The sequence below is a fragment of the Burkholderia sp. PR2 genome (genome assembly GCF_052372875.1).
Lineage (GTDB): Bacteria > Pseudomonadota > Gammaproteobacteria > Burkholderiales > Burkholderiaceae > Burkholderia > Burkholderia diffusa.
Genome location: NZ_JBQRWH010000001.1, coordinates 858,637 through 879,565, shown reverse-complemented (window position 1 = coordinate 879,565; position 20,929 = coordinate 858,637). Strand labels below are relative to the sequence as shown.

Annotated in this window: 21 protein-coding genes; 5 read left to right on the top strand and 16 right to left on the bottom strand. The window is 69.3% G+C overall.

What is annotated here, in order from left to right:
• Positions 1-31 precede the first annotated feature (31 nt).
• The 6 genes from ACT2FV_RS03940 to ACT2FV_RS03915 all read right to left on the bottom strand — a co-directional run bounded on the left by ACT2FV_RS03940 (position 32) and on the right by ACT2FV_RS03915 (position 6,106).
• Positions 32-1,081 (bottom strand): 2Fe-2S iron-sulfur cluster-binding protein, encoded by a 1,050-nt coding sequence (locus tag ACT2FV_RS03940; RefSeq protein WP_444503252.1) that lies wholly within the window; start codon positions 1,079-1,081, stop codon positions 32-34.
• A gap of 10 nt (positions 1,082-1,091) precedes the next feature.
• On the bottom strand, positions 1,092-1,283 hold the full coding sequence (locus ACT2FV_RS03935; RefSeq protein ID WP_124903926.1) for a hypothetical protein: 192 nt from the start codon (positions 1,281-1,283) through the stop codon (positions 1,092-1,094).
• 37 nt (positions 1,284-1,320) lie between these two features.
• Positions 1,321-1,839 carry a flavin reductase family protein gene (locus ACT2FV_RS03930; RefSeq protein ID WP_059451250.1) on the bottom strand — a complete coding sequence of 173 codons (519 nt, stop codon included), beginning with the start codon at positions 1,837-1,839 and terminating at the stop codon, positions 1,321-1,323.
• On the bottom strand, positions 1,839-3,596 hold the full coding sequence (locus ACT2FV_RS03925) for an FAD-binding protein (RefSeq protein WP_444503251.1): 1,758 nt from the start codon (positions 3,594-3,596) through the stop codon (positions 1,839-1,841). The genes ACT2FV_RS03930 and ACT2FV_RS03925 overlap by 1 nt, the downstream gene beginning before the upstream one ends.
• 10 nt (positions 3,597-3,606) lie before the next feature.
• Positions 3,607-4,800, bottom strand: a complete 1,194-nt coding sequence (locus tag ACT2FV_RS03920) for an acyl-CoA dehydrogenase family protein (RefSeq protein WP_444503250.1) — start codon at positions 4,798-4,800, stop codon at positions 3,607-3,609.
• A 166-nt stretch (positions 4,801-4,966) separates the two neighbouring features.
• Positions 4,967-6,106, bottom strand: a complete 1,140-nt coding sequence (locus ACT2FV_RS03915) for an LLM class flavin-dependent oxidoreductase (protein ID WP_059600601.1) — start codon at positions 6,104-6,106, stop codon at positions 4,967-4,969.
• Between the two features lie 260 nt (positions 6,107-6,366).
• Here ACT2FV_RS03915 and ACT2FV_RS03910 point away from each other — a divergent pair, with 260 nt between their 5' ends.
• Together ACT2FV_RS03910 and ACT2FV_RS03905 are read left to right on the top strand one after the other, a co-directional pair.
• Complete coding sequence (locus tag ACT2FV_RS03910; RefSeq protein WP_057925050.1) at positions 6,367-6,717, top strand: VOC family protein; 351 nt, start codon at positions 6,367-6,369, stop codon at positions 6,715-6,717.
• Positions 6,718-6,999: 282 nt separating this feature from the next.
• On the top strand, positions 7,000-8,388 hold the full coding sequence (locus ACT2FV_RS03905; RefSeq protein ID WP_444503249.1) for a DHA2 family efflux MFS transporter permease subunit: 1,389 nt from the start codon (positions 7,000-7,002) through the stop codon (positions 8,386-8,388).
• 29 nt (positions 8,389-8,417) lie between these two features.
• Here ACT2FV_RS03905 and ACT2FV_RS03900 read toward each other — a convergent pair whose 3' ends face one another.
• Positions 8,418-8,798, bottom strand: a complete 381-nt coding sequence (locus tag ACT2FV_RS03900) for a DUF4377 domain-containing protein (RefSeq protein ID WP_444503248.1) — start codon at positions 8,796-8,798, stop codon at positions 8,418-8,420.
• Between the two features lie 240 nt (positions 8,799-9,038).
• Here ACT2FV_RS03900 and ACT2FV_RS03895 point away from each other — a divergent pair, with 240 nt between their 5' ends.
• Positions 9,039-10,214 (top strand): helix-turn-helix transcriptional regulator, encoded by a 1,176-nt coding sequence (locus ACT2FV_RS03895; protein WP_059600602.1) that lies wholly within the window; start codon positions 9,039-9,041, stop codon positions 10,212-10,214.
• A gap of 164 nt (positions 10,215-10,378) precedes the next feature.
• Positions 10,379-11,572, top strand: coding sequence for a tyrosine-type recombinase/integrase (locus ACT2FV_RS03890; protein ID WP_444503247.1), 1,194 nt, complete (start codon positions 10,379-10,381; stop codon positions 11,570-11,572).
• 21 nt (positions 11,573-11,593) lie between these two features.
• Here ACT2FV_RS03890 and ACT2FV_RS03885 read toward each other — a convergent pair whose 3' ends face one another.
• The 8 genes from ACT2FV_RS03885 to ACT2FV_RS03850 all read right to left on the bottom strand — a co-directional run bounded on the left by ACT2FV_RS03885 (position 11,594) and on the right by ACT2FV_RS03850 (position 18,005).
• Entirely contained in the window at positions 11,594-11,812 is a 219-nt protein-coding gene (locus ACT2FV_RS03885; protein ID WP_059600556.1) for a YXWGXW repeat-containing protein, read from the bottom strand.
• A 65-nt stretch (positions 11,813-11,877) separates the two neighbouring features.
• Positions 11,878-13,041: a DUF1501 domain-containing protein gene (locus ACT2FV_RS03880; protein ID WP_444503246.1), complete on the bottom strand. Its 1,164-nt coding sequence runs from the start codon at positions 13,039-13,041 to the stop codon at positions 11,878-11,880.
• A 2-nt stretch (positions 13,042-13,043) separates the two neighbouring features.
• Positions 13,044-14,438 carry a DUF1800 domain-containing protein gene (locus ACT2FV_RS03875; protein WP_444503245.1) on the bottom strand — a complete coding sequence of 465 codons (1,395 nt, stop codon included), beginning with the start codon at positions 14,436-14,438 and terminating at the stop codon, positions 13,044-13,046.
• A 399-nt stretch (positions 14,439-14,837) separates the two neighbouring features.
• On the bottom strand, positions 14,838-15,683 hold the full coding sequence (locus ACT2FV_RS03870; protein WP_151047274.1) for a GNAT family N-acetyltransferase: 846 nt from the start codon (positions 15,681-15,683) through the stop codon (positions 14,838-14,840).
• Between the two features lie 145 nt (positions 15,684-15,828).
• Entirely contained in the window at positions 15,829-16,332 is a 504-nt protein-coding gene (locus tag ACT2FV_RS03865) for a periplasmic heavy metal sensor (RefSeq protein WP_124622875.1), read from the bottom strand.
• Entirely contained in the window at positions 16,329-16,748 is a 420-nt protein-coding gene (locus ACT2FV_RS03860) for a hypothetical protein (RefSeq protein WP_124903908.1), read from the bottom strand. The genes ACT2FV_RS03865 and ACT2FV_RS03860 overlap by 4 nt, the downstream gene beginning before the upstream one ends.
• A complete protein-coding gene (locus tag ACT2FV_RS03855; protein WP_151047278.1) occupies positions 16,745-17,488 on the bottom strand; it encodes an RNA polymerase sigma factor in 744 nt (247 codons plus the stop codon). The genes ACT2FV_RS03860 and ACT2FV_RS03855 overlap by 4 nt, the downstream gene beginning before the upstream one ends.
• Positions 17,489-17,705: 217 nt before the next feature.
• Positions 17,706-18,005 (bottom strand): YXWGXW repeat-containing protein, encoded by a 300-nt coding sequence (locus ACT2FV_RS03850; protein WP_059600563.1) that lies wholly within the window; start codon positions 18,003-18,005, stop codon positions 17,706-17,708.
• Positions 18,006-18,300: 295 nt separating this feature from the next.
• Between ACT2FV_RS03850 and ACT2FV_RS03845 the strand changes: the two genes are divergently transcribed.
• Positions 18,301-19,986: a purple acid phosphatase family protein gene (locus ACT2FV_RS03845; protein WP_444503244.1), complete on the top strand. Its 1,686-nt coding sequence runs from the start codon at positions 18,301-18,303 to the stop codon at positions 19,984-19,986.
• A gap of 204 nt (positions 19,987-20,190) precedes the next feature.
• On the opposite strand, the gene ACT2FV_RS03840 is transcribed toward ACT2FV_RS03845, so the two are convergent.
• Entirely contained in the window at positions 20,191-20,823 is a 633-nt protein-coding gene (locus ACT2FV_RS03840; RefSeq protein ID WP_444503243.1) for a LysE family translocator, read from the bottom strand.
• Between the last annotated feature and the right edge of the window lie 106 nt (positions 20,824-20,929).

Genomic DNA, 20,929 nt, shown 5'->3' with positions numbered 1-20,929 from the left:
GTTGCCGCGCGCGCCGCCAGCGCGCCACGGCTCAATCGGGGAACACCACGCGCAGCGCGTCGCTCGCGGGCCGCGCGCGGCAGGCGAGCGTCCAGCCGGCCGCGATCTCGTCGTAGTCGAGCACGTGGTTGCCGTCAAGCGCCACTTCCCCGCGTTCGACCCGGCACATGCATGCGCCGCACTGCCCCATCCGGCAGGAATTCGGTGCGGGCAGCCCGGCGCGCAGCATTGCGTCAAGCAGTGTTTCGCCGGGCGCGCTGTCGAACGCGAACGCCTCGCCGTCGAGCACGGTCTCGATCGCCGCGCCATCGCCGGAGTCAGCCGCAGCGGTCGTTGCGGACGATGCCGCCGGATCGGCCTGCGCCGACGCATCGGGCAGCGACGCGAAGCGCTCGACATGGACGCGCGCACGCGGCAGCCCGAGGCCGAGCATCGCGGAGAGCGCATTCTCCATGAACATCGCCGGCCCGCAGATGAACGTTTCCTGCTGGCTGAACGGCCGCGCGAGTTCCTCGAGATGCCGCTGCAGCGGCACGCCCTGCACGCTGTCGAGCCAGTGGATCACGCGCAGGCGCCCCGGATGGCGGTGCGCGAGCTGCTGCAGTTCGTCGCGGAAGATCACCGAGCGCTCGTCGCGGTTCGCATAGATCAGCGTCAGCATCCCGCGGCCGTGCACGAGCGCCGATTTCAGGATCGACAGCACCGGCGTGATGCCGCTGCCACCGGCGAACAGCAGCAGGTCGCCGTCGAGCGTGCGCGGCGTGAAGACGCCGGCCGGCGGCAGCACGTCGAGCGCATCACCCGCACGGATGTGGTCGCACAGCCAGTTCGACGCGCGACCGTCGCGCACGCGCTTGACGGTGATCTTCGGTGCCGCATCGATGCCCGGCGCGCTCGACAGCGAATAGCAGCGTGCGACGGTCGCGTCGGCACACGGCACGTGCAGCGTCAGGAACTGGCCGGGCCGGTATGCGAACGCATCGCGCAACGCGGCGGGCACGTCGAACACGAACGAACATGCGTCGTCGCTTTCGGCAATGACGTCGGCAACGGTCAGCCGGTGAAAACGGGAATCGCTCATCGCCGGCTCCTCATGCCGCACCGGCGGCATGCCGGCCGGTTTCGCTCGTGCGGACCCGTGCCGGGTTCGACGCGAGCGCCGGTGCGATGCATGCGAACGCATTGAGCACCTGCGTTGCCGCAGCACCGATCAACAGCACAAGCGCTCGCATGATCGTTGTGTCCGCACCGTTCGCGATATTGCGGTTCAGTCTGCGTGTCATGAGTCGTCTCTTTCCGATGCGGTCAGGCGCGCGGCCGTCACGCGGCCGCGCGGTTCGCGGGCGCGCCGGGCGTCGTATACGCGCCGTCGAGATAGACGAGCGGATCGACGTCGCCACTCATCAGCACTTCGCGGATTCGCCCGATGAACACCGTATGCGTGCCGTATTCGAAACGGCCGTCCTGCTCGCACACGAGGCTCGCCTGCGAATCGTGCAGATACGGGACGCCGAGCGGCGACGTGCGCCACTCGCCCGTCGTGAAGCGCGCCTCGCCCTTCAGGCGGCCGCTGCAGTCGATCGCGATGCCTTCGTGGCGTGCCGACAGCACGTTCACGCAGAACGGTGCGCCCGCGTCGAGCGGCGGATACAGCGACGCGTTGCGGTTGATGCAGATCAGCAGCGACGGCGGATCGGTCGACAGCGAATCGACCGCCGTCGCGGACATCGAGTAGCGCCGGCCGTCGTGTGCACTGCTGATGACCGTGACGGAGCGCGCGAGGCGGCGCATCGCCAGCAGCATGTCGGTGCGCAGCGGATGGGTAGTGAGATCGCTCATCATTGGACTCCATCAAGTTCAGTCGTGGACGGCCGGTCTGACCGTCCGTCGGCGTCGGCCGCCTGCGCGGCCAGGTGGTCGGCGGCGATGAATCCGAAGGTCATCGCCGGACCGAGCGTCGAGCCCGCGCCGGGGTAGCTCGCGCCCATTACCGATGCACTGGTGTTGCCGATCGCGTACAGGCCGTCGACCGGCGCGCCGTCGGCGCGCAGCACGCGCGCGTGCCCGTCGGTGACCAGCCCGCCCTTCGTGCCGATGTCGCCCGCGTCGATCCGCACCGCATAGAACGGCGCCTCGTCGACCGGGCCGAGACACGGATTCGGCTGGTTCCTCGGATCGCCGTAGTACGTGTCGAACATGTTGTCGCCCTTGCCGAACGCTTCGTCGATACCGGTTGCCGCGTAACGCGCCATGTCGCGCAGCGTGTCGCTCAGCCCGGCCGCGTCGACGCCGATCCGCCCGGCGAGCGCATCGATCGTGTCGGCCTTCACGAGCACGTCGCGAAACGCGTCCGGAATGCGCGAATCGGGCATCATCGGTGCCGGCATGATCGGACCGCACGGATACTTGCGGCGAAAGCGCGCGTCGAACACCATCCACGCCGGCACGCACGCGCCGGTGCGCGCATGGTCGCGATACATCGCCGGCACGAATTCGGAATACGGCGCGGCCTCGTTGACGAAGCGCTTGCCGAGGCCGTTGACGATCACGCAGCCCGGCAGGTTGCGTTCGACGAACAGCGCACGCTGCTTCTCCTCGCCCGCGACGCCGACCGTCGGCGCGCCCCATACGTGTTCCATCAGCGCGAGTGCGCCGCCGAGCCGGTGGCCTTCGGCGATCGCGTCGCCGGTGTTGGCCGGCGGCGTCGCGCTCCATTGCATCTGCGTCGGTTGCGGCAGGTAGCGTTCGCGCATCGGCTGGTTGCGCTCGAAACCGCCCGCGCCGAGGATCACGCCGCGCCGCGCGACGATCGTCACCGGCTGCCCGAAGCGCTGCACGCGCACGCCCGTCACGCGGCCGTCGACGTCGAGCAGGTCGCGCATCGGCGTGTCGAGCCACACGGGCACGTTGCGGTCGAGCAGCGCGCGGCGCAGCCCGCCGATCAATGCATTGCCCAGTGTCAGGCGCCGGTCGCGCCGCGTGCGGCGGCGCACGCCGAAATCGAGCCAATACCGGCCGAATTGCGTGATCGCGAGCTTCATGAAGCCCGGCCCGCGCGAGAACAGCGTGTGCGCCTCCTTCGACGTCACGGCCACGCGGCCGCCGATCAGCGTGCCGGGTGAAGGCGGACGCAGCCGGTCGAGTTCGTCGCCGAGCAGCGCGCCGTCGAACGGCAGCGGATCGAGCGCGCGATAGCCCGGCATCGCGCCCGGCAGCCTCTGGAAATAGTCCGCGTACTTCGGCAGCGCCTGGTAGCGCACCGGCGTCTTGGTTTCGAGGTAACGCAACATCTCGGGCGCCTGGTCGAGATACGCGTCGAGCCGCTCGCGCGACGACGCGCCGGCCGTGCACGCATCGAGATAGCGGCGCGCGGCCTCGCGCGTATCGGTCACGCCGAGTTCCGCGATGTGGTGGTTGCACGGGATCCAGATGCCGCCGCCGGAGATCGCCGACGTGCCGCCGTACAGCGCCGTCTTCTCGATCACGACGGCGGACAGCCCGCGGTCGGCCGCGCGGCATGCCGCGAGCAGCGCGCCCGCGCCGGAGCCGACGACCACGACGTCGAACACGTATTGCTGCGCTTGCGTGTCGTTCATCGCGACCTCGTCAGATGAAGTAGTCCGTGTTCTCGCGGCCGAGCATCACGGCGCCGAGGTTCTGGCCGAAGCGGTCCACGTTGTTCGCGTAGTGCGCGCGGGCCGCGTGCAGGTCGAGGAAGCGGCGCACCAGCGGATTGCGGTGATAGATGCCGTTGCCGCCCGCATAGCGCAGCAGCGCGTTCGCGGCCTGCGCGCAGCGCTCGGCGACCTGCGCGGACTGGTAGCGGAAATGCACGCGACGCTCGATCGACACAGCCGGGCCGCCCGTCACCGATTCCATCAGTTCTGCGAAATTGCGCTTGAGCAGCACCTTCATCTCGTCGATCGCGACGGCCGCGTTCGCGCACGCGTTCTGCGCACCCGGATCGTCGGTCGTCTTCGCGCCGCTGTTGGCCGACACGCGCGTGGCCGCATAGCCGGTGAAATCGTCGAGCGCGCCCTGCAGCGCGCCGATGCACGACGTGCACACCGCGCGCACGAAGATCTGCGCGAACGGCAGCTTGAACAACGGCGCGTCGTTGACCGCCAGGCCCGGGCTCGTGCCCATCATCCCGTCGAGCGCCGTGTGCGTGCGGTAAGCGGGCACGAATGCGTCGTCGACGACGATGTCGTGGCTGCCGGTCGCGCGCAGGCCGAGCACGTCCCAGTCCTGCTGGATCCGGTAATCGGATTTCGGCAGCAGGAACGTGCGGTATTCCGGCGGCTGGCCGGCTTCGGCCGGCGGCACCAGCGCGCCGAGGAACACCCATTCGCACAGTTCGCTGCCGCTCGAGAACTTCCAGTGGCCGGACAGCCGGAAGCCGCCTTCGACCGGCGTCACGCGGCCGACCGGCATGTAGGTCGACGCGATCAGCGTCGCTGGATCCTTGCCCCACACGTCCTGCTGCGCGCGTTCGTCGAACAGCGCGAGCTGCCAGTTGTGCACGCCGACGACGCCGTATACCCATGCCGTCGACATGCAGCCGCGCGCGAGCGCCATCTGGATGTCGAAGAAGGCTTGCGGATCGAGCTCGTAGCCGCCGTAGCGCTTCGGCTGCAGCACCTTGAAGAAGCCGGCGGCCTGCATGTCGGCGATCGTCTCGGCCGGGATGCGGCCCTGCGCTTCCGCCTGCGCGGCGCGGCCGGCCAGCGTCGGCGCCAGGGCCTCGGCCCGGGCGATCAGCGTGGTGGCCAGTGCGTTCGAATCGTTGTCGCGGTGCACGAATGTCTCCTGTGATACGGGGCGCGCGCGGCGGCGCTCATCCCGGTCTCTCTCTAAGTGGTTCGTCGCGGCCGGCGCCGCGAGCCAGGGCTCCTGCCGACGATGGTCGGGCTCGCGCGGCCGCGCCGCATCGTCCGAAGGGACGACGGGCGCGGCCCGCCCCGCCTTACGCGCAGGCGCGCTCCTTCTCCTTGTTGAAGAACGGGATCACGTGCTCGCCGATGTTGCGGATCGTCTCCATCTGCGCTTCGTGCGGCACCGTGCCCATCTGGCACAGGAACAGCACCTCGTCGACGCCGGCTTCCTGCAGGCGGCCGACATAGCCGATGCAGTCGTCCACCGTGCCGTACGCGTGGTTCGGGTTCATCATCGCGAGCGCCGGGTCGGCGAAGTTCACAACGACTTCCTCCGACGCGAAGCGCGAGCGGATCACCATCTCGCCGGTGTCGGCCTGCACGAGGTCGTCGCCCCACTTCGCCGGGTCCGGACGCTCGCCGCCCGTGTACCAGTACGCGAGCGACTCCATGAAGTAACGCTGGCCGCGGATGCCGATCTTGCGGGCGGCCTGGCCGTCGGCCATCACGACCGTCGGGCACAGCGCCGCGAGGTGCTGGGTCGGGCGGAAGCCGACCTGGTCTTCCGGCTTGCGGTTCGCCCACGCTTCGCGGTACACCGCGTTCTTCTTCGCGACTTCGTCGGGGCCGCCGAAACCGAGCACCAGCGCGCCCATCCCGCGCTGGCCGGCACGCAGCAGCGCGTCGGTATTCGTGCACGCGAGGTACATCGGCGGGTGCGGATCCTGGAACGGCTTCGGGTGGATCGGGCGCTTCGGGATCTTGATGTACGTGCCGTCGTGCTCGATCTCGTCCTGCACGAACATCTTCGGCACCAGGTACATCGACTCGTCGATCATCGGCTGAAGTTCGTTGAGGTCGTAGCCGAACGCACCGGCTTCCTGCTGGCTGCCGCCCTTGCCGACGCCGAAGTGCACGCGGCCGCCCGACAGGATGTCGAGCAGCGCGACGCGCTCGGCGACCTTGATCGGATGGTTCATCGCCGGCGGCAGGCACACGACGCCGTGGCCGAGGCCGATGCGCGTCGTGCGGCCGGCCAGGTACGCAAGGAAGGTTTCCGGCGCGCTCATGTGCGCATAGTTGGTCAGCGACGTGTGCTCCACGCACCAGATCGTGTCGAAGCCGACCTGCTCGGCGAGCAGCGCCTGTTCGACCGTCTCCTTGAATACCCGGTGGTCGCCCTCGCGCGATGCGTCGGTGGTCTGGGCTTCGTAGATGAGGGAAAACTTCATTGCGTGCGTCTCCATGTATGTTGGACGAGTCGGGGTCGTGCGGCCCGCCCGCACGATACGGACGAATAGCGACGGTCCACGGATGGGAGTGTCGGCGCGCGGGCCCGCACGGGCATCGTCTGTTTGGAGTAACGGCATGCATGCGGGGACAGAGGGGTTTCACCGTCATCCGAACAGACTGCGTCGCGGCCGGCACCGCGCGCTAGCATCGAATGACGGCCCGGTGCGGACCGTAAACATCAAGACGAGGGAGAGAGGGAATGAAGGTATCGATGCTGCTGTATCCGGTCGACGACATCGACACGGCCTTGCCGCTGTTCGTCGACGGGCTGGGCCTGAACGTGAAGTTTCGGGACGGCGACCGCTATTGCGCACTCGACGGCGGCCCGCTGACGATCGCGCTGGTGGCCGGCGACGAGCAGATCGTCGAACGCGCGGCGCTCACGCTGCGCGTGGACGAGGACGACGACCTTTACGCGGCAATGGCGCGGGTCGTGAAGGCAGGCGCGTCGGTACGCGTGCCGGTGCAGGCGGGGCCGCACGAATACCGCGCGGTGCTGGAGGACAGGAACGGCGCGCTGCTGGTGATTTCGCAGAAACGCGCCGCATGACGCGGCCACGTGTGGCGCGCATGCCACGCGATCCGGCCGGCGGAAACCCGGCCGGATGCCGCAGGAACGATCGGTGTCGGGTAATGAGTCGGGCGGGATCGAGCGTCCCACGTCTTCATCGGCGATGTCGATGACGGTCAGTGCCATAACGCGGCTTCCCGATGGCCACCGGAATCGGTACCATCGGACGTTTGTAGACCGGCCGTGCGCCGGCGCGAGCCTGCCGGGCCGCGTCGCCCGTCATGTCGCCACCGCGCCGGTCGCCGCACTTCCCGTTTCGTCATGTCCCGCGAACCCTCACACTCCGCGCTGCTGTGGATCGTCGCCGCCGCGTTCTTCATGCAGTCGCTCGACACGACGATCGTCAACACCGCGCTGCCGTCGATCGCGCAAAGCCTGCATGCGTCGCCGCTCGCGATGCAGCCGGTCGTGGTCGTCTACACGCTGACGATGGCGATGCTCACGCCGGCGTCCGGCTGGCTCGCCGACCGGTTCGGCACGCGCCGCGTGTTCTCGCTCGCCATTTTGGTGTTCTCGCTCGCGTCGATCGGCTGCGCGGCGTCGCACACGCTCGGCCAGCTCGTCGTCGCGCGCGCCGTGCAGGGCATCGGCGGCTCGATGCTGCTGCCGATCGGTCGGCTCGCGGTGTTGCGCCGCGTGCCGGGCGAACGGTACGTCGCGGCGATCGCGTTCGTGTCGATCGCCGGACAACTCGGCCCGATCGTCGGGCCGACGCTCGGCGGCTGGCTCACGCAGGCGATTTCCTGGCACTGGGTGTTCATCGTCAACGTGCCGGTCGGCGTGGTGGGCTTCATCGCGGTGCAGCGCTTCCTGCCGCACGATCAGGCGATGCAGCCGCCGCCGTTCGACTTCATCGGCTGTGCGCTGCTGTCGGTCGCGATGATCGCGCTGTCGCTCGCGATCGATCCGCCAATGCCCGCGCACCGCACCGGCTGGGCGATCGGGCTCGCCGTGCTGGGCATGGCGAGCGCGCTCGCGTACCTGCCCCATGCGCGGCGCCGCGCGCAGCCGCTGTTCCGGCTCGGGTTGTTCCGCGAACCGAACTTCGGCTCGGGGCTGCTCGGCAACCTGCTGTGCCGGATCGGCACGAGCGCCGTGCCGTTCATGCTGCCGCTGCTGATGCAGGTGCAGCTCGGCTATACGCCGCTCCAGTCGGGGATGATGATGCTGCCGGCCGCGATCGCCGGCGTGATCGCGAAGCGCTGGATCGCGCCGCTCGCGACACGCTTCGGCTATGCGACGTTCCTGGTCGTGAACACGGGGATCGTCGGCTGCGCGATCGCGGGGTTCGCGCTGGTCTCGGCACGGCCCGCGCCGGCGCTGGAGATTGCGTTGCTGATCGTGTTCGGCGCCGCGAACTCGATGCAGTTCGCCGCGATGAACGCCGTGACGCTGAAGGGCCTGTCGCATGCCGACGCCGGCAGCGGCAACAGCCTGTTTACGATGATGCAGATGCTGGCGATGGGGCTCGGCGTGTCGATCGGCGGCGGGCTCGTGAACCTGTTCGCCGCGCATTGGGGCTCGATGGCGAGCGGGTTCATCCTGTCGTTCGTCTGCATGGGCTCGGTCACGCTGCTGTCGTCCGTCGTGTTCCGGCGCATCGACACTGCCGCGCCGCCGAGGCCAGTCGCGCCGCGGCAGTCCGCGTAAGCGGCGCCGCGGGCGGGCACGACCGGCCGTCAGTTCACCTGGCGGCGCTCGACGACCCGCTTGAGCACCCAGCGGATCGACGAGCCGTCGGCCGGCGGCTGCGCGACGCGGTATTCGTCGACTTCCAGCACGTATCGATAGCCCGGCTGGTACGCAAAACCCTCGATACCCGCATACCACAGGCTCCACGGCTCCGCCGGGCTGCTGCGCACCTGCAGGCAGTCCATCGGCGCGACGCCCGTGCAGCGCGCCGCCTGCGGCGCGACATAAACGGTCCTGGTCACGGGCCGGCCGTCGGCCGGGCGAGCCGCGCGCGCGTCCGTCGCGGCCGCTCCGGTCTGGCATCCGGGGAGCAGCATGCTGCCGGCGATCACGGCCGCGCCGAGCAGCGTTCTGGTCTTGCGAATCATCGGGTGTTCCTCGGGAAGCATTGGCGGGCCGATTAGACGAACGCTGCTTCGGGAAAGTTCACGAATGGCTTACAACGGTATGCCGCCACCCTCATTCGTGGGATGTCGTGCGTGCGCCGGCGCGCTACCGTATTCCGGTGCAGGCCGCCGCGCGCCGCCGTCGGCGGTCGGGATACGCCCGTGCACGCACCTGCACGCCCGGAGCACCGCGACCCGGCGCTGCAACAGGAGACAACCCCGATGACCACGGCGCCCCCGGCCCTTCCCCCGAGCCTTGCCCGATCGAGCCTGACGCTCGAGCAGTTCGACGCGCTGCTCGCGACAATCTACGAAGGCCCGCTGGAAGACGTGCCATGGGGCGGCGCCCTCGAACGGATCCGCGTGCATCTGGACGCGAACTACGTGACGATGATCCTGCGCTGGCCCGCCGGCGGTCACGCGGGGCTGATGATCAATGCGTCCGGGCACGGCGCGCCGCTGCCGGGCGTCGCGTCGTACAACAACTACTATTACGCGCTCGATCCGTTCGTGAACCTGCCGAGCGATCGTGTCGTCACCGTCGACGAGTTGCCCGGCGTCGGCGTGTGGCGCGGCAGTGCGATGTATCGCGAATTTCTCGAGCCGTTCGACGTCGGCTACCTGATGGGCGCGGACCTGCGCACGCCGGACGGGATCGAATGCCGGTTCCGCGTGTGCCGCTCGCATCACGGCCACGCGTTCTCCGTGACCGACAAGGCCGTCTGCAACGCGTTGCTGCCGCACCTGAAGCGCGCGGTGCGCCTGCATGCGAAGTTCGGGATGGTCGAATCGGAGCGCATGCTGTACGCGAGCACGATCGACCGCATGCTCGTCGCGACCGCGATCCTCGACGAGCGCGGCACGATCATGAAGACCAACTCCGTCGCGGACGAGATCTTCGCCGAATGCGACGGCCTGCGCGTGCGCGGCGGCGCGCTCGAGGCCTCGTATCCGCTGGAGGACCGCAAGCTGCAGAAGCTGATCCGGCAGGTGGTCGCGGAGCGCGCGGGCGGCGCGCCGACGGTCGCGCAGGCGATCGCCGTGTCGCGCCCGTCCGGCAAGCCGCCGCTCGGCGTGCTGATCCGCACGGTCCCGCTCAGCGAATGGTCGGAGGACAATCCGCGCCGGCCGGCGTGCGCCATCTTCATCCGCGATGCCGAACGCAAGTCGCAGGCGTCGCACGACATCGTGCGCAAGCTGTTCGACCTCACGCCGGCCGAGACCGCCCTGGCGCTCGCGCTCGTCAACGGGTCGACGCTCGAGGAGGCAGCCGACGAGCTCGACATCAGCAAGAACACCGCGCGCTCGCACCTGCGCGCGATCTTTTCGAAGACGGGCGTCACACGGCAGGCGACGCTCGTGCGGACGTTGCTGAACAGCGTGTTGTCGCTGGGGTGACGTGGCCGTGCTCGTCCGCCACGCGCTTCGTCACCGGCCAGACACGCGCGATCGACGGCGGCTTCACCGCATGGCGATCGTGTATTACCATCGGCGCTTCCTCGTACGCTTCGTCGCGCCGCGTGCGCCCGCCCGGACACCGGCGAGCCGCGCCACCTCTTCGCATGACCTCACCCGTTCCGTCCGGCGTCGCGCTGCGGCCGCAGCCGATCGATACGCTGACCGTGCCGGCCGCGCTCGACGGACGGGCGGGCACCAACCGCTCGACCAGCGCGCATCCTCAGATCGCCGCGACGCATGATCTCGACGCCGTGCGCGCGTGGCTCGCACGCTTCGTCGATACGCCCACCACGTTCCAGAACTACCGCAAGGAAGCCGAACGCCTGCTGCTGTGGGCCGTCATCGCGTGCGGCAAGCCGCTGTCGTCGCTCACGCACGAGGATCTCGTCGGCTACCGGCAGTTCCTGCTCGCGCCCGTGCCGGCCGACCTGTGGTGCGCGAACGGCGGCCGCAAGCATCCGCGCGGCGACCCGCGCTGGCGGCCGTTCTACGGGCCGCTGTCGGCGGCCAGCCAGCGGCAGTCGATGGTCATCCTGAACGTGATGTTCTCGTGGCTCGTGCAGGCCGGCTACCTGGCCGGCAATCCGCTCGCGCTGTCCCGGCAGCGGCAACGACGGCCCGCGCCGCGCGTCACGCGCCATCTTGGGCCGCCGCTGTGGCAGGCGGTCAAGGATGCGATCGCCGCGATGCCGCGCGACGACGCGCGCGCCGCCTTCCATGCCGATCGCGCGCGCTGGGTGTTCACGCTGCTGTATCTCGGCGGGCTGCGCATCACCGAAGCAGCCGACACCACGATGGGACAATTCTTTGCGCGGCGCGATGCGAACGGGCGCGACCGCTGGTGGCTCGACGTGACCGGCAAAGGCGGCCGGCAGCGGCTCGTGCCGGCCACCGCCGAGATGATGGTCGAGCTCGCGCGCTACCGGCGCGCGCATGGCCTGCCCGCGCTGCCGGCCGACGGCGAACCCACGCCGCTCGTGCTGCCCGTCGGTCGCACGCGCAAGCCGCTCACGCGCGCGGCGCTGCACCGGATCGTGAAGCAGGTGTTCCGGTTCGCGGCCGAGCGGTTGCGTGCGCAAGGAAATGCAGGCGAAGAACAGGCGCGCGTGCTCGAACAGGCATCCGCGCACTGGCTGCGCCACAGCGCCGGCTCGCACATGGCCGATGGCCGCGTCGATCTGCGGCTCGTGCGCGACAACCTCGGGCACGTGTCGCTGACGACGACGAGCCAGTATCTGCATGCGGACGACGACTGGCGGCACAGCGAAACCGAGGAGAAGCACCGCATCGGGTGGTGAGCGGCGCGCCGTTCACGCGCTTCAATACACGGCCACCCAATGTCCGGGCACCCACGCCCAGTGATTGCCGGCCCAGCGGTAATGGCCCTTCGCCCAGCGATAACCGGGCGCCGGCGGCGGCGGCGCCACCTCGACGACCGGCGCGGGCTGCGGCGGCCGCGCCGGTTCCACCACGCACGCGGACATCAGCACGGCACTCGTCGTCGCCAACACGGCAAGCGATACGGATCGGATCTTCATCGTCGATTCTCCCTGTTGTGTCATATGTAATCGGCTGGCGGATGCGAGCGCGCGCATGCCGCGCGTCATGCGGTTCCGCGAACGAGGCCCGTCATCGGCCGCGTCGCGCCGCTTTGCGCGAACAGCGCGGCCGCGGTATGGCCGGGATCGAGCCGCAGGCTTTCGGCGGCCGCGCCCGCGATCAGCGCATCGAGCGACGCGGTCGGCTTCAGGTCGCGTCCTTCGTACAGGTCGCCCGGCCGCAAGCCTGGCCACTCGGCGATCACGCGCCCGCCCGCGACCGCCCCGCCCGCCAGCATCGCGACCGACGCCTGCCCGTGATCGGTGCCGCCCGTGCCGTTCGCGGCGGCCGTGCGGCCGAACTCGGTCGCGACGAGCACCGTGGTCTGCTGCCACACCGGCCCGAGTCCGTCGCGCAATGCGGCGAGCATCGTGTCGAGTGCCTTCAACTGATTCGCGAGCCGCGCGTTCTGCGCGCTGTGCGTGTCCCAGCCGCCCGTCTCGATCATCGCGATCCGCGGGCCGTCGCTGCGCGCGAGAAACGTCGCCGCAAGCTTGCCGACGCCCGCCGGATCCTGGCGCGCATGCGCATCGCCGGCGAGGCCCCGCGCGGCCATCGCCGACTGCCACAGCGGCCCGAGCTGCGCGTCGGCCTCGTAAAGCGCCGATACGCGCGCGAGCAGGTCGTCCGGCGCGGCCGGCAGACCGGACGCCGCATACGACGCGGCCTGCACGCTGCCGCGCAACGCGAGCGGCACCGTCGGCGCGAACGCGATCGCGCGGTCGCGCGTCGCCGGCAACATCGCGGCGAGCCGGTTGAGCCAGCCGTCCCTCACCTGGTACGGCGCGCGCCCGCCCGTCTCCAGCACGTTCTGGCCGTCGAAATGCGAGCGGTCGCGATACGGCGACGCAATCGCGTGGACGAACAGCGCCTGCTTGTCCCGAAACATCTGCGCGGTCCGCACGAGCGACGGATGAAGCGCGAACATGCCGTCGATGCGTGTCGCCGCCGCAGCGTCGATCGCCAGCGGGCCGCGCAGCGACGCATACGCCGGTTCCGCATACGGGACGACGATGTTCAACCCGTCGGCGGCGCCGCGCTGGATCACGAACACGAAGCGCCGGTCGGTTTCGACGTTCGCGAACACGATGCGCGGCGCGACGAGGATCGCGCCCGCACCGGCCGCGGCGATGCTCAGGAAATGTCGACGAGTCAAGGATCGGGCCATGTTCATCTCCGTTGGAAATCGGGCGACACGAGCAGCAGCGCGAGCGACGTGGTCGCGCTTTCGGCACGCGACAGCGCGGTCGCCGTCGACGCGCTCAGCGAGCCGGCCAGCAGCGTATTGCCGAGCGTGCGCGGGTCGAGCCGGTCGCCCGTGCGTGCAGCCAGCCGCTGCGCGATCTCGACGCGGCGCACCAGCGCGTCGGGCGCGGCCCAGCTCGCGGCGACGTCGTCGTAGCCGGCCGGCGATCCGGGCCGCCATACCGGCTGGCCGAGTTGCGCGAGCAGCGGCGCGACCTTCAGGTCGCCCGCGTCGCGCCAGCCGAGCCCGCGCAGCGACGACACGGCCCACTCCCACGGCGTCTTGAACTTGCGATTGACCGGCGCCCAGGCGTCTGGCGCATCGACCAGCGCGCGATAGACGGTCGGCAAATCGCCGCCGCTCGTCTCGAATGCGCGGGCGAGCCGGTCGGTGAGCGCAGGCGGCGGATTGTCGGCGACGAAATGGCGGGCGAGCTGGAACGCGATATGCCGGCCCGTCGCGGGCGAACGTGCCAGGTCGGCCAGGATCGCGCGTGCCTGCGCTTCGCCCGGCTGGTCGTAGGTGCGTCCCATCACCGTGCGTGCGCCCGGTTCGTGCAGCTTCGGACGGAACACGAACGCGCCCGGCGCCGCATCGCCGGGCTGCGGCCCGCGTCCGCCCGCGATGCTCCAGCCGGTCAGCGCGCGCGCGAATTCCGTCACGTCCGCTTGTGTGTAGCCGGTCCGCACGCCGAGCGTATGCAGTTCCATGATTTCGCGCGCGAGGTTCTCGTTGAGGCCGCGTCGCGCCGCCGGATTGCGGGCTTCGGCGCGCAGCGCGGCCGGGCTGTCGGGGCCGACCGAGCGCGCCTGGTCGAGGAACAGTTGCATTGCGGGATGCTGCTCGACGGCGACGAGCATGTCCTCGAAGCGGCCGAGCACGTGCGGGCGGATCGCATCGCGCTCGAATGCGCCCGCATACGCGGCCACCTGCCCCTTGTCGACCGACACCGCGAAATGGTTCGCCCAGAAATGCACCAGACGCTCGACGAACGGCGCGGGCGTGACGAGCGCGCCGTTCAGTCGTGCGGCGACCGCGCTGCGATATGCGTCGTAGCCGTCGCGGCGGATCGACTGCTCGGTTGCACGTCTGGCCGCCGCGTCGTCGCTCGTCATCGCGTTGCGGGCCGTCGCGAAGCGCGTGGCGAGCGTGATCGCGTCGGGTTCGCCAGCCCATGCGGCCGGCCGTGCGTCGTAACGGTCGAACTGGGCGACCAGCGCGGCCTTCGGATCGACAGGCGGCGCTTCGTCGGGCCGCGCGCCGAGGCCGAAACGGTTCAGCGCGATGGCGGCCGGTGAGATGTCGTTCGGATGGTCCATGACGGGGGCTCTCGCGATGCGTACCCGTGTTTAACGGTGGCTGGCGGGAAATCCGTCGCTGCATGGACGAAATATTTCCGGTTTGGCTCGTAGACGTCGAATCTGCCGCTTCTTGCACGCGGCTTTCAACTGGCGTCGAGCAGTCGCTTGCGCTGCCCGATCGCCGGATCGATCGCAACCACCGGCCGGTAGGAAAAAGGAGCATTGATGGCGGCCCGCGCCGGTGCCCGTGGCATCCACGGCATCGTGCGCGCGGAAACGGTGTCCGACGCCAAGGCGTTCAACCAGAACCACACCGAGTTCGAAAACTGGTTCGAGAAGTAGCCAGGAGACGGCGTCACGTCGGCAGACGCATGTGCAAATCCGGCGTCCGTTCCGGGCCGGCCATGCTCGCGACGATCACCCGAGCTCGAAAGACGTCACCCCGAACACGCGGTCGATCGCAATCGCGGGCGCTTCCTTCGTATACATCCGCGCGGTCTCGAACACGCTCGACATACCGTGACCTTCCGCCAGCGCGACGGCTGCGGGGTTCGTTTCCGGCACGTCGAGCACGATCACCTCGCCGGGCATGCGCGACGCCAGCGCACGAAACAGCCCCGTCGCGACATCGGCGTCATCGGCAAAGAGCGGGCCGATCTTGCAGCCCGCGTGGCAGCGGCGCACGACACCGTATCCGGCAACACGGCCCGCGTCGATGGTCGCGAGCGCCACGGCATCCGGCTGCGCGATCCAGACGGAGACGAAACGCTCGCGCGCCGCCGGAAAACACCGGCGATCGTAGGCGAGCAACTGCTCGAACGGTACGTCGGCCGCTGCCGCAACCTGCGCGCACCCGATGCCGCCCACGCGCCCCTGATAGCGGATGTTGCGATACGCGAGCCGGAACCCTGACTTCCTGTAATTCGCCTGCTGGGCAACGACACCGTCCAGGCCGATGTTTCGTTCTCCAAGGTAACGCATGCCGTGCTGCCAGATGCGCATGCCGAGGCCTTTGCCGCGAAACTCCGGTTTCACGATGTAGAGACCGATGAAGCCGAAGTGTTCGTCATAAGCCACCGCCGCGAGGCAAGCGGCCGGCTCGCCGCGCCAGATGCCGACGAAGAAACCGGCCGGGTCCGCTTCCCTGAAACACCGCGCGTCGTGCCGGCCAGGGTTCCACCCTTCCGCGGCCGCCCATTCGACCGACATGGCCACTTCACTGGCCGACATGGTGCGCACGATAAAGTCTTCGCTTCGATCCATGGCTCGTCCTTGCCGCGGCTCTCGAGATTGCCGCCTCGCGTTGCGGTGCGTTCATCGGGAATGTGCTGCCGATCGGGCCATCATAATCCCGGGACAGGTATCGGCGTGAACGGTCATTCCGTGCCGTCACTGGACGACGTGTGGCTTACTCGTTTCCCGCCGCTCCCTGCTGCTTCTGCAATCTCGCCGGCAACCGCCAGTTCCCGCTACGCCGCAACCCGTCGACGAACTTCGCGCGCTCGTCCGGCGTGAGCGTCGCCGCGAAATCGACGACACTGCGCTCGACTTGCCCTCGCAACGCACTATCGGCCGCTCGCGTCCGATCGAGCGCCGCATCGATCGCCGGACGATCGAGCTGCGGCGCGGCCAGCAGATCGAGCACCGTGATCCGCCCATCGCGCCCTTCCCGCGCGAAATCCCGAGCGTCCTTGCGCGCCGCCTTCAGCGCCGCCGCGAACGCCCGCTGACGCGCATCGGACAATCCGTCCGCGGCGAACCGCAACGCCGTGCGCTGTCCGGGCATCCCCGTTCCATGCAGGTCGCGATGCGTCGAGAACCACTGATATGCGCCGCCGCCAATCGCGCCGAGCATGAACACGTTCAGCACGACCGACCCGACGAGCAACAATTTCCAGCCGCGTTCGCTCATTCGTCGCCTCCGTCGATGCTCGGGCCGCCGAACGTCGTCGTCAGGTAGCCCGGTTCGTGTTGCGCGATCGGCGCGCTGCCGAGCATCAGCATCGACACGGCCACCGCGCCGGCCAACGCGCCGGCCAGCCCGACACCCGCGAATGCCGCGCCCGACCACCACACCCTGCCCCGGCGCCGCGCACGTTGTGGCACCGGCGCCGACGCGACGATGCGTTCGACGAGCGCCGGCGCCGGCGGCGCGACCGTGTCCTGCATGAGCCAGGCATCGAGCTCGGCGGCATCGTCGAGCGCCTCCAGCGCGTCGCGCGGATGCGCATGCGCCCACGCTTCGGCCGCCGCGCGTTCGTCTTGCGGCCAGCGCCGCGCATCCGAGCCGTACGCGGCGACGATGGTACGGAATCTTTCGGGTGTCATCGCTTGTCCTCGCTAGGTGGGTCGCCGGCCAGTTGCGCGCGCAGGTTGCGCCTTGCGCGCGCGAGCAGGCTTTCCAGCGCATCGACGGTGATGCCCATCAGGTTCGCCGCTTCAACGTTCGACATGTCCTGATAGTACTGGAGCACGAGCGCTTCCCGCTGCCTTGGCGGCAACGCGGCGAGCGCCTCGCGCACGCGCGCGTCGCGCGAGCGCAACTCCGCGTGCGCGGCCGGCTCGGGTTGCGGGTCGGGCATGTCGGGCAATGCGTCGACCGGCTCCTCGCGCCGCCCGCGCAAGCGGTCGTAGCACAGGTTCAGCACGACGCGATGCAGCCACGTGTCGAAGCGCGCTTCGCCATCCCGCCAGCGCGGCGCGTGATTCCAGATCCGCAGGAAGGTTTCCTGCGCAACGTCTTCGGCTTCGGTCCGGTCGCCGAGCATGCGTGTCGCGAGCGCGAGCAAGCGCGGCAGTTTGCGTGCGACGAGCGCACGCACGGCCGACGCGTCGCGCGCGCCAACCCGCGCGACGAGTTCCGCGTCCGGATCGGCGTCGCTCAACGCAGGCCGCTCCGCGATGCGCGGTGCGAACGCCGCATGCTGCCGGCGGTTGCGCCCGTTGTCCGGCTGAAACTCATCGTCGTGCTCTCCTTGCATGCATCGGACCGGCGCTTCTTCGACACTTGGTGCGCCGCGCCCGGGATCGGCCCGGTCGATTTCGTCGAGATCCGGTTCGAACGGCATATCGATCCTGTCGATCGCCCGCCGGCCGGCGCGATCAATATACGACGACCGGCGCGGGCCGGTAATACACCGGGCGCGCCGGCACCACGACGCAGCCGGCCAGCACGATGGCCGCGGCTGTCAGGATCACGATGGTTCGAAAAGGCATGGCTCGACCGATGAGGTTGTGTGGAAGTCCCGCCGCGCGGACACTGCACGCCGCGCGGCGCCCTGCGCGTCAGGCCCAGTGGCCCGGCACCCAGCGCCAGTTCGGGCCGCGCGCGGCCCAGTGTCCGGGCACCCAGTGATAGCCGGCACGTACCACTTGCCAGTGACCTGGGATCCACACGTAGCGGCCGTGGCGCCAATGCCAGTGGCCCTGATCCCATACGTAGCCCGCGCGCGGCGCCGGCATCACTTCGACGCGCGGCGGCGGCGGTGCGACCGGTGCGACGATGACGGCCTGCGCGAATGCGGCGGACGTCGCCAGCGCGGCCACGCATCCCGCGGCAAACCGTAATGAAATGGAAAGTTTCATGCAAGACTCCGAAGCATCGTTTCCCGGCCGGAAGTGGCCGTTCGTTCGTTAAACGACGCATGCAAAAAAATCCGTCGCGACACACGCAAAAAAATTTCCGCCGTGACGGCAACGCCGCGCGCGCCATCGACGCATCGGGCCCTCGCATCGATTACCGTCTGTCACAACCCGGCAAAACTGAACTTCGACAATGCGTGTCACCGGGATCCCGCTCGTTTCCGGCCCACGCCCCCGACGCGCTCGCGCACGGCCGGGCAGTTCCGCATCTCGCGTGTCATTCAACGAAAATACGATCATGTCGAACCAGGAAAACCTCCCCGCCGAGTCGAACGAGCCGGCCGCTTCCGTATCGCGTCGCGGCTTCCTGAAACTGGCCGGCGTCTCCAGCCTCGCCACCGCCGCGGGCGGGCTCGCGGCCGCCCGCGCCGCCGGGTCGAATCCGGACGGCACGCCCGAGCAGGTGCACCTGACATGGGGCAGCGACCCAACTTCGGAAGTCGCGATCTCCTGGGCGTCGCTCGCACCGGCCGTCAATCCGCGCGCGCGGATCGTCGCCGACGGCGAACCGGCACGCACCGTGCACGGCGTGCAGCGCATCTACACCGACGGCCTGAACGGCGAAACCGTGTTCACGTACCACGCACGGGTGCACGGCCTGAAGCCGAACACGCGCTACCGCTATGAACTGACGGCCGACAACGACAGCAACGCCGCGCAGCCGTTTGCCGCGACCTTCACGACCGCGCCGCGCGGGCGCGCGCCGTTCCGCTTCACGAGCTACGGCGACCTCGCGACGCCGAACGGCGCGTGGGTGCTGTCGTCGCCGCAAAGCCGCTTCGCGGTGCAGGCCGTCGAGCAGTTCCAGCCGCTGTTCCACCTGCTGAACGGCGACCTCTGCTACGCGAACCTGAACCCCGCGCATCAGCCGGAGGTGTGGCGCGACTTCGGCAACAACAACCAGACGTCCGCTGCGAACCGCCCGTGGATGCCATGCCCGGGCAATCACGAAATCGAATTCAACAACGGCCCGCAGGGGCTCGACTCGTATCTCGCGCGCTACATGCTCCCGGAGAACGGCACGCGCTTTCCGGGCCGCTGGTACAGCTTCCGCGTGAGCTCGGTGCTGTTCATCTCGCTCGACGCCGACGACGTCGTGTACCAGGATGCGGCCGCATTCGTCGGCGGCCCGAATCCGCTCGTGCCGGCCGCGAGCACCGGCCGCGCGCCGATCGACCCGGGCACGTCGTTCTACGTACGCGGCTACAGCAACGGCGAGCAGACGCGCTGGCTCGAGCACACGCTGCGTCACGCGTCCCACGATGACGACATCGACTGGATCGTCGTGCAAATGCACCAGGACGCGCTGAGCTCGTCGAAGACGGGCAACGGCTCCGACAAGGGCATTCGCGAGGCATGGCTGCCGCTGTTCGACCGTTATGGTGTCGACCTCGTGCTGTGCGGTCACGATCACGACTACGAGCGCAGCTACCCGGTGCGCGGCTGCAATCACCGCGCGGGCGTCGATGCCTCGACCGGCGAAGTCGTCGAGACGCTGCAGCCGCGTCCGGTCGGGTCGACCGACCCGAACAGCACGACGTTCGACACGAGCCACGGCACGATTCACCTGATTCTCGGCGGCGGCGGCACCAGTGCGCCGCTCGACGTGTACGGCGAAAACCCGGCGACCGGCTTTGCGCAGGCCAAGGTCTTCACGAAACCGAACCGGCCGGTGTCGGGCACCGCGCCGAACACGTTCGTGCGCGAGCCGGCCGATGCGCTCGAGGATGCGATCTGGTCCGCGCGCCGCGATACGGGCACGGGCTACGGGATCGCCGTGTTCGACCACGATCCGGGCAAGCCGGGCGGCCACACGACGATCACGATGCGCTATTACCACGCGCCGGGCGCGGATCAGCACCCGACCGCGCAGTACGAGCTGTTCGAGACGATCGAGCTGAGCAAGAAGCGCGGCGAGCGCTGACGCGGCGGCCGCCCGCGGCGCGCGATCGCGCGGCGGGCGGCCGGGGCCGGCTCGTGCGGGACATCGTGCGCAACGCGCACCGTCCACTTACCGGCACGGCGAATGCGCGACGGCCTGCTTCACGCGGATCGGCTGCACCCGTTCGTCCGCCGAAGGTTGCATGCGCATCGGTACGTCGATTGCCTCCGCTAGCCGTTCCACCGGCTAGCTTCGCGATTCCAGCGCGATACGCACGGCCAGTCCGGCCAGCACGGTCCCCATCAACCAGCGCTGCCCCCGTGCCCAGGCCGGCCGACCGGCAAGGAACCCCGCGATCGAGCCGGCCATGCTCGCGATCAGCGCGTTGACGCTGACGCTGACCGCGATCTGCACGCAACCCAGAGCCAGCGATTGCGCGAGCACGCTGCCGTGCCCCGGCGAAATGAACTGCGGCAGCAGCGACAGGTACATCACCGCGATCTTCGGGTTCGCGAGGTTGGTGACGAAGCCCATCGTGAAGAGTCGCACGCCGCTCTCGGGCGGCAGCTGCCGCACCTGAAACGCGGAGCGGCCGCCCGGCTTGAGCGCCTGCCACGCGAGATATGCCAGGTACAGCGCGCCGGCGAAACGCAGCACGTCATACGCGTATGGCACGGTCAGCACCAGCGCGGTAAGGCCGAATGCCGCGCAGAACATGTAGAACACGAACCCCAGCGCGACGCCGCCGAGCGACACCAGCCCCGCGCGGCGGCCCTGGCAGATCGAGCGGGAGATCAGGTAGATCATGTTCGGGCCGGGCGTCAGGACCATGCCGAGCGACACGAGTCCGAAAGCAATCAGGGTGGGCAAGGCCGGCACGGCGGTCTCCTTCGAGGCAGTGAAGTCAGGGCGAGTGACCCACAATGTATTGCATGTCGACGGCTTCCGGCATGAATAAACTGCAAGTCGCCCATGAACGCGCTTC

Coding starts and splice junctions, on each gene's coding strand:
- ACT2FV_RS03925 (WP_444503251.1), bottom strand. CDS start 3,596: ATGAACGACACGCAAGCGCAGCAATACGTGTTCGACGTCGTGGTCGTC.
- ACT2FV_RS03940 (WP_444503252.1), bottom strand. CDS start 1,081: ATGAGCGATTCCCGTTTTCACCGGCTGACCGTTGCCGACGTCATTGCC.
- ACT2FV_RS03935 (WP_124903926.1), bottom strand. CDS start 1,283: ATGACACGCAGACTGAACCGCAATATCGCGAACGGTGCGGACACAACG.
- ACT2FV_RS03890 (WP_444503247.1), top strand. CDS start 10,379: ATGACCTCACCCGTTCCGTCCGGCGTCGCGCTGCGGCCGCAGCCGATC.
- ACT2FV_RS03910 (WP_057925050.1), top strand. CDS start 6,367: ATGAAGGTATCGATGCTGCTGTATCCGGTCGACGACATCGACACGGCC.
- ACT2FV_RS03875 (WP_444503245.1), bottom strand. CDS start 14,438: ATGGACCATCCGAACGACATCTCACCGGCCGCCATCGCGCTGAACCGT.
- ACT2FV_RS03860 (WP_124903908.1), bottom strand. CDS start 16,748: ATGACACCCGAAAGATTCCGTACCATCGTCGCCGCGTACGGCTCGGAT.
- ACT2FV_RS03905 (WP_444503249.1), top strand. CDS start 7,000: ATGTCCCGCGAACCCTCACACTCCGCGCTGCTGTGGATCGTCGCCGCC.
- ACT2FV_RS03855 (WP_151047278.1), bottom strand. CDS start 17,488: ATGCCGTTCGAACCGGATCTCGACGAAATCGACCGGGCCGATCCCGGG.
- ACT2FV_RS03915 (WP_059600601.1), bottom strand. CDS start 6,106: ATGAAGTTTTCCCTCATCTACGAAGCCCAGACCACCGACGCATCGCGC.
- ACT2FV_RS03885 (WP_059600556.1), bottom strand. CDS start 11,812: ATGAAGATCCGATCCGTATCGCTTGCCGTGTTGGCGACGACGAGTGCC.
- ACT2FV_RS03930 (WP_059451250.1), bottom strand. CDS start 1,839: ATGAGCGATCTCACTACCCATCCGCTGCGCACCGACATGCTGCTGGCG.
- ACT2FV_RS03865 (WP_124622875.1), bottom strand. CDS start 16,332: ATGAGCGAACGCGGCTGGAAATTGTTGCTCGTCGGGTCGGTCGTGCTG.
- ACT2FV_RS03850 (WP_059600563.1), bottom strand. CDS start 18,005: ATGAAACTTTCCATTTCATTACGGTTTGCCGCGGGATGCGTGGCCGCG.
- ACT2FV_RS03845 (WP_444503244.1), top strand. CDS start 18,301: ATGTCGAACCAGGAAAACCTCCCCGCCGAGTCGAACGAGCCGGCCGCT.
- ACT2FV_RS03895 (WP_059600602.1), top strand. CDS start 9,039: ATGACCACGGCGCCCCCGGCCCTTCCCCCGAGCCTTGCCCGATCGAGC.
- ACT2FV_RS03900 (WP_444503248.1), bottom strand. CDS start 8,798: ATGATTCGCAAGACCAGAACGCTGCTCGGCGCGGCCGTGATCGCCGGC.
- ACT2FV_RS03870 (WP_151047274.1), bottom strand. CDS start 15,683: ATGGATCGAAGCGAAGACTTTATCGTGCGCACCATGTCGGCCAGTGAA.
- ACT2FV_RS03880 (WP_444503246.1), bottom strand. CDS start 13,041: ATGGCCCGATCCTTGACTCGTCGACATTTCCTGAGCATCGCCGCGGCC.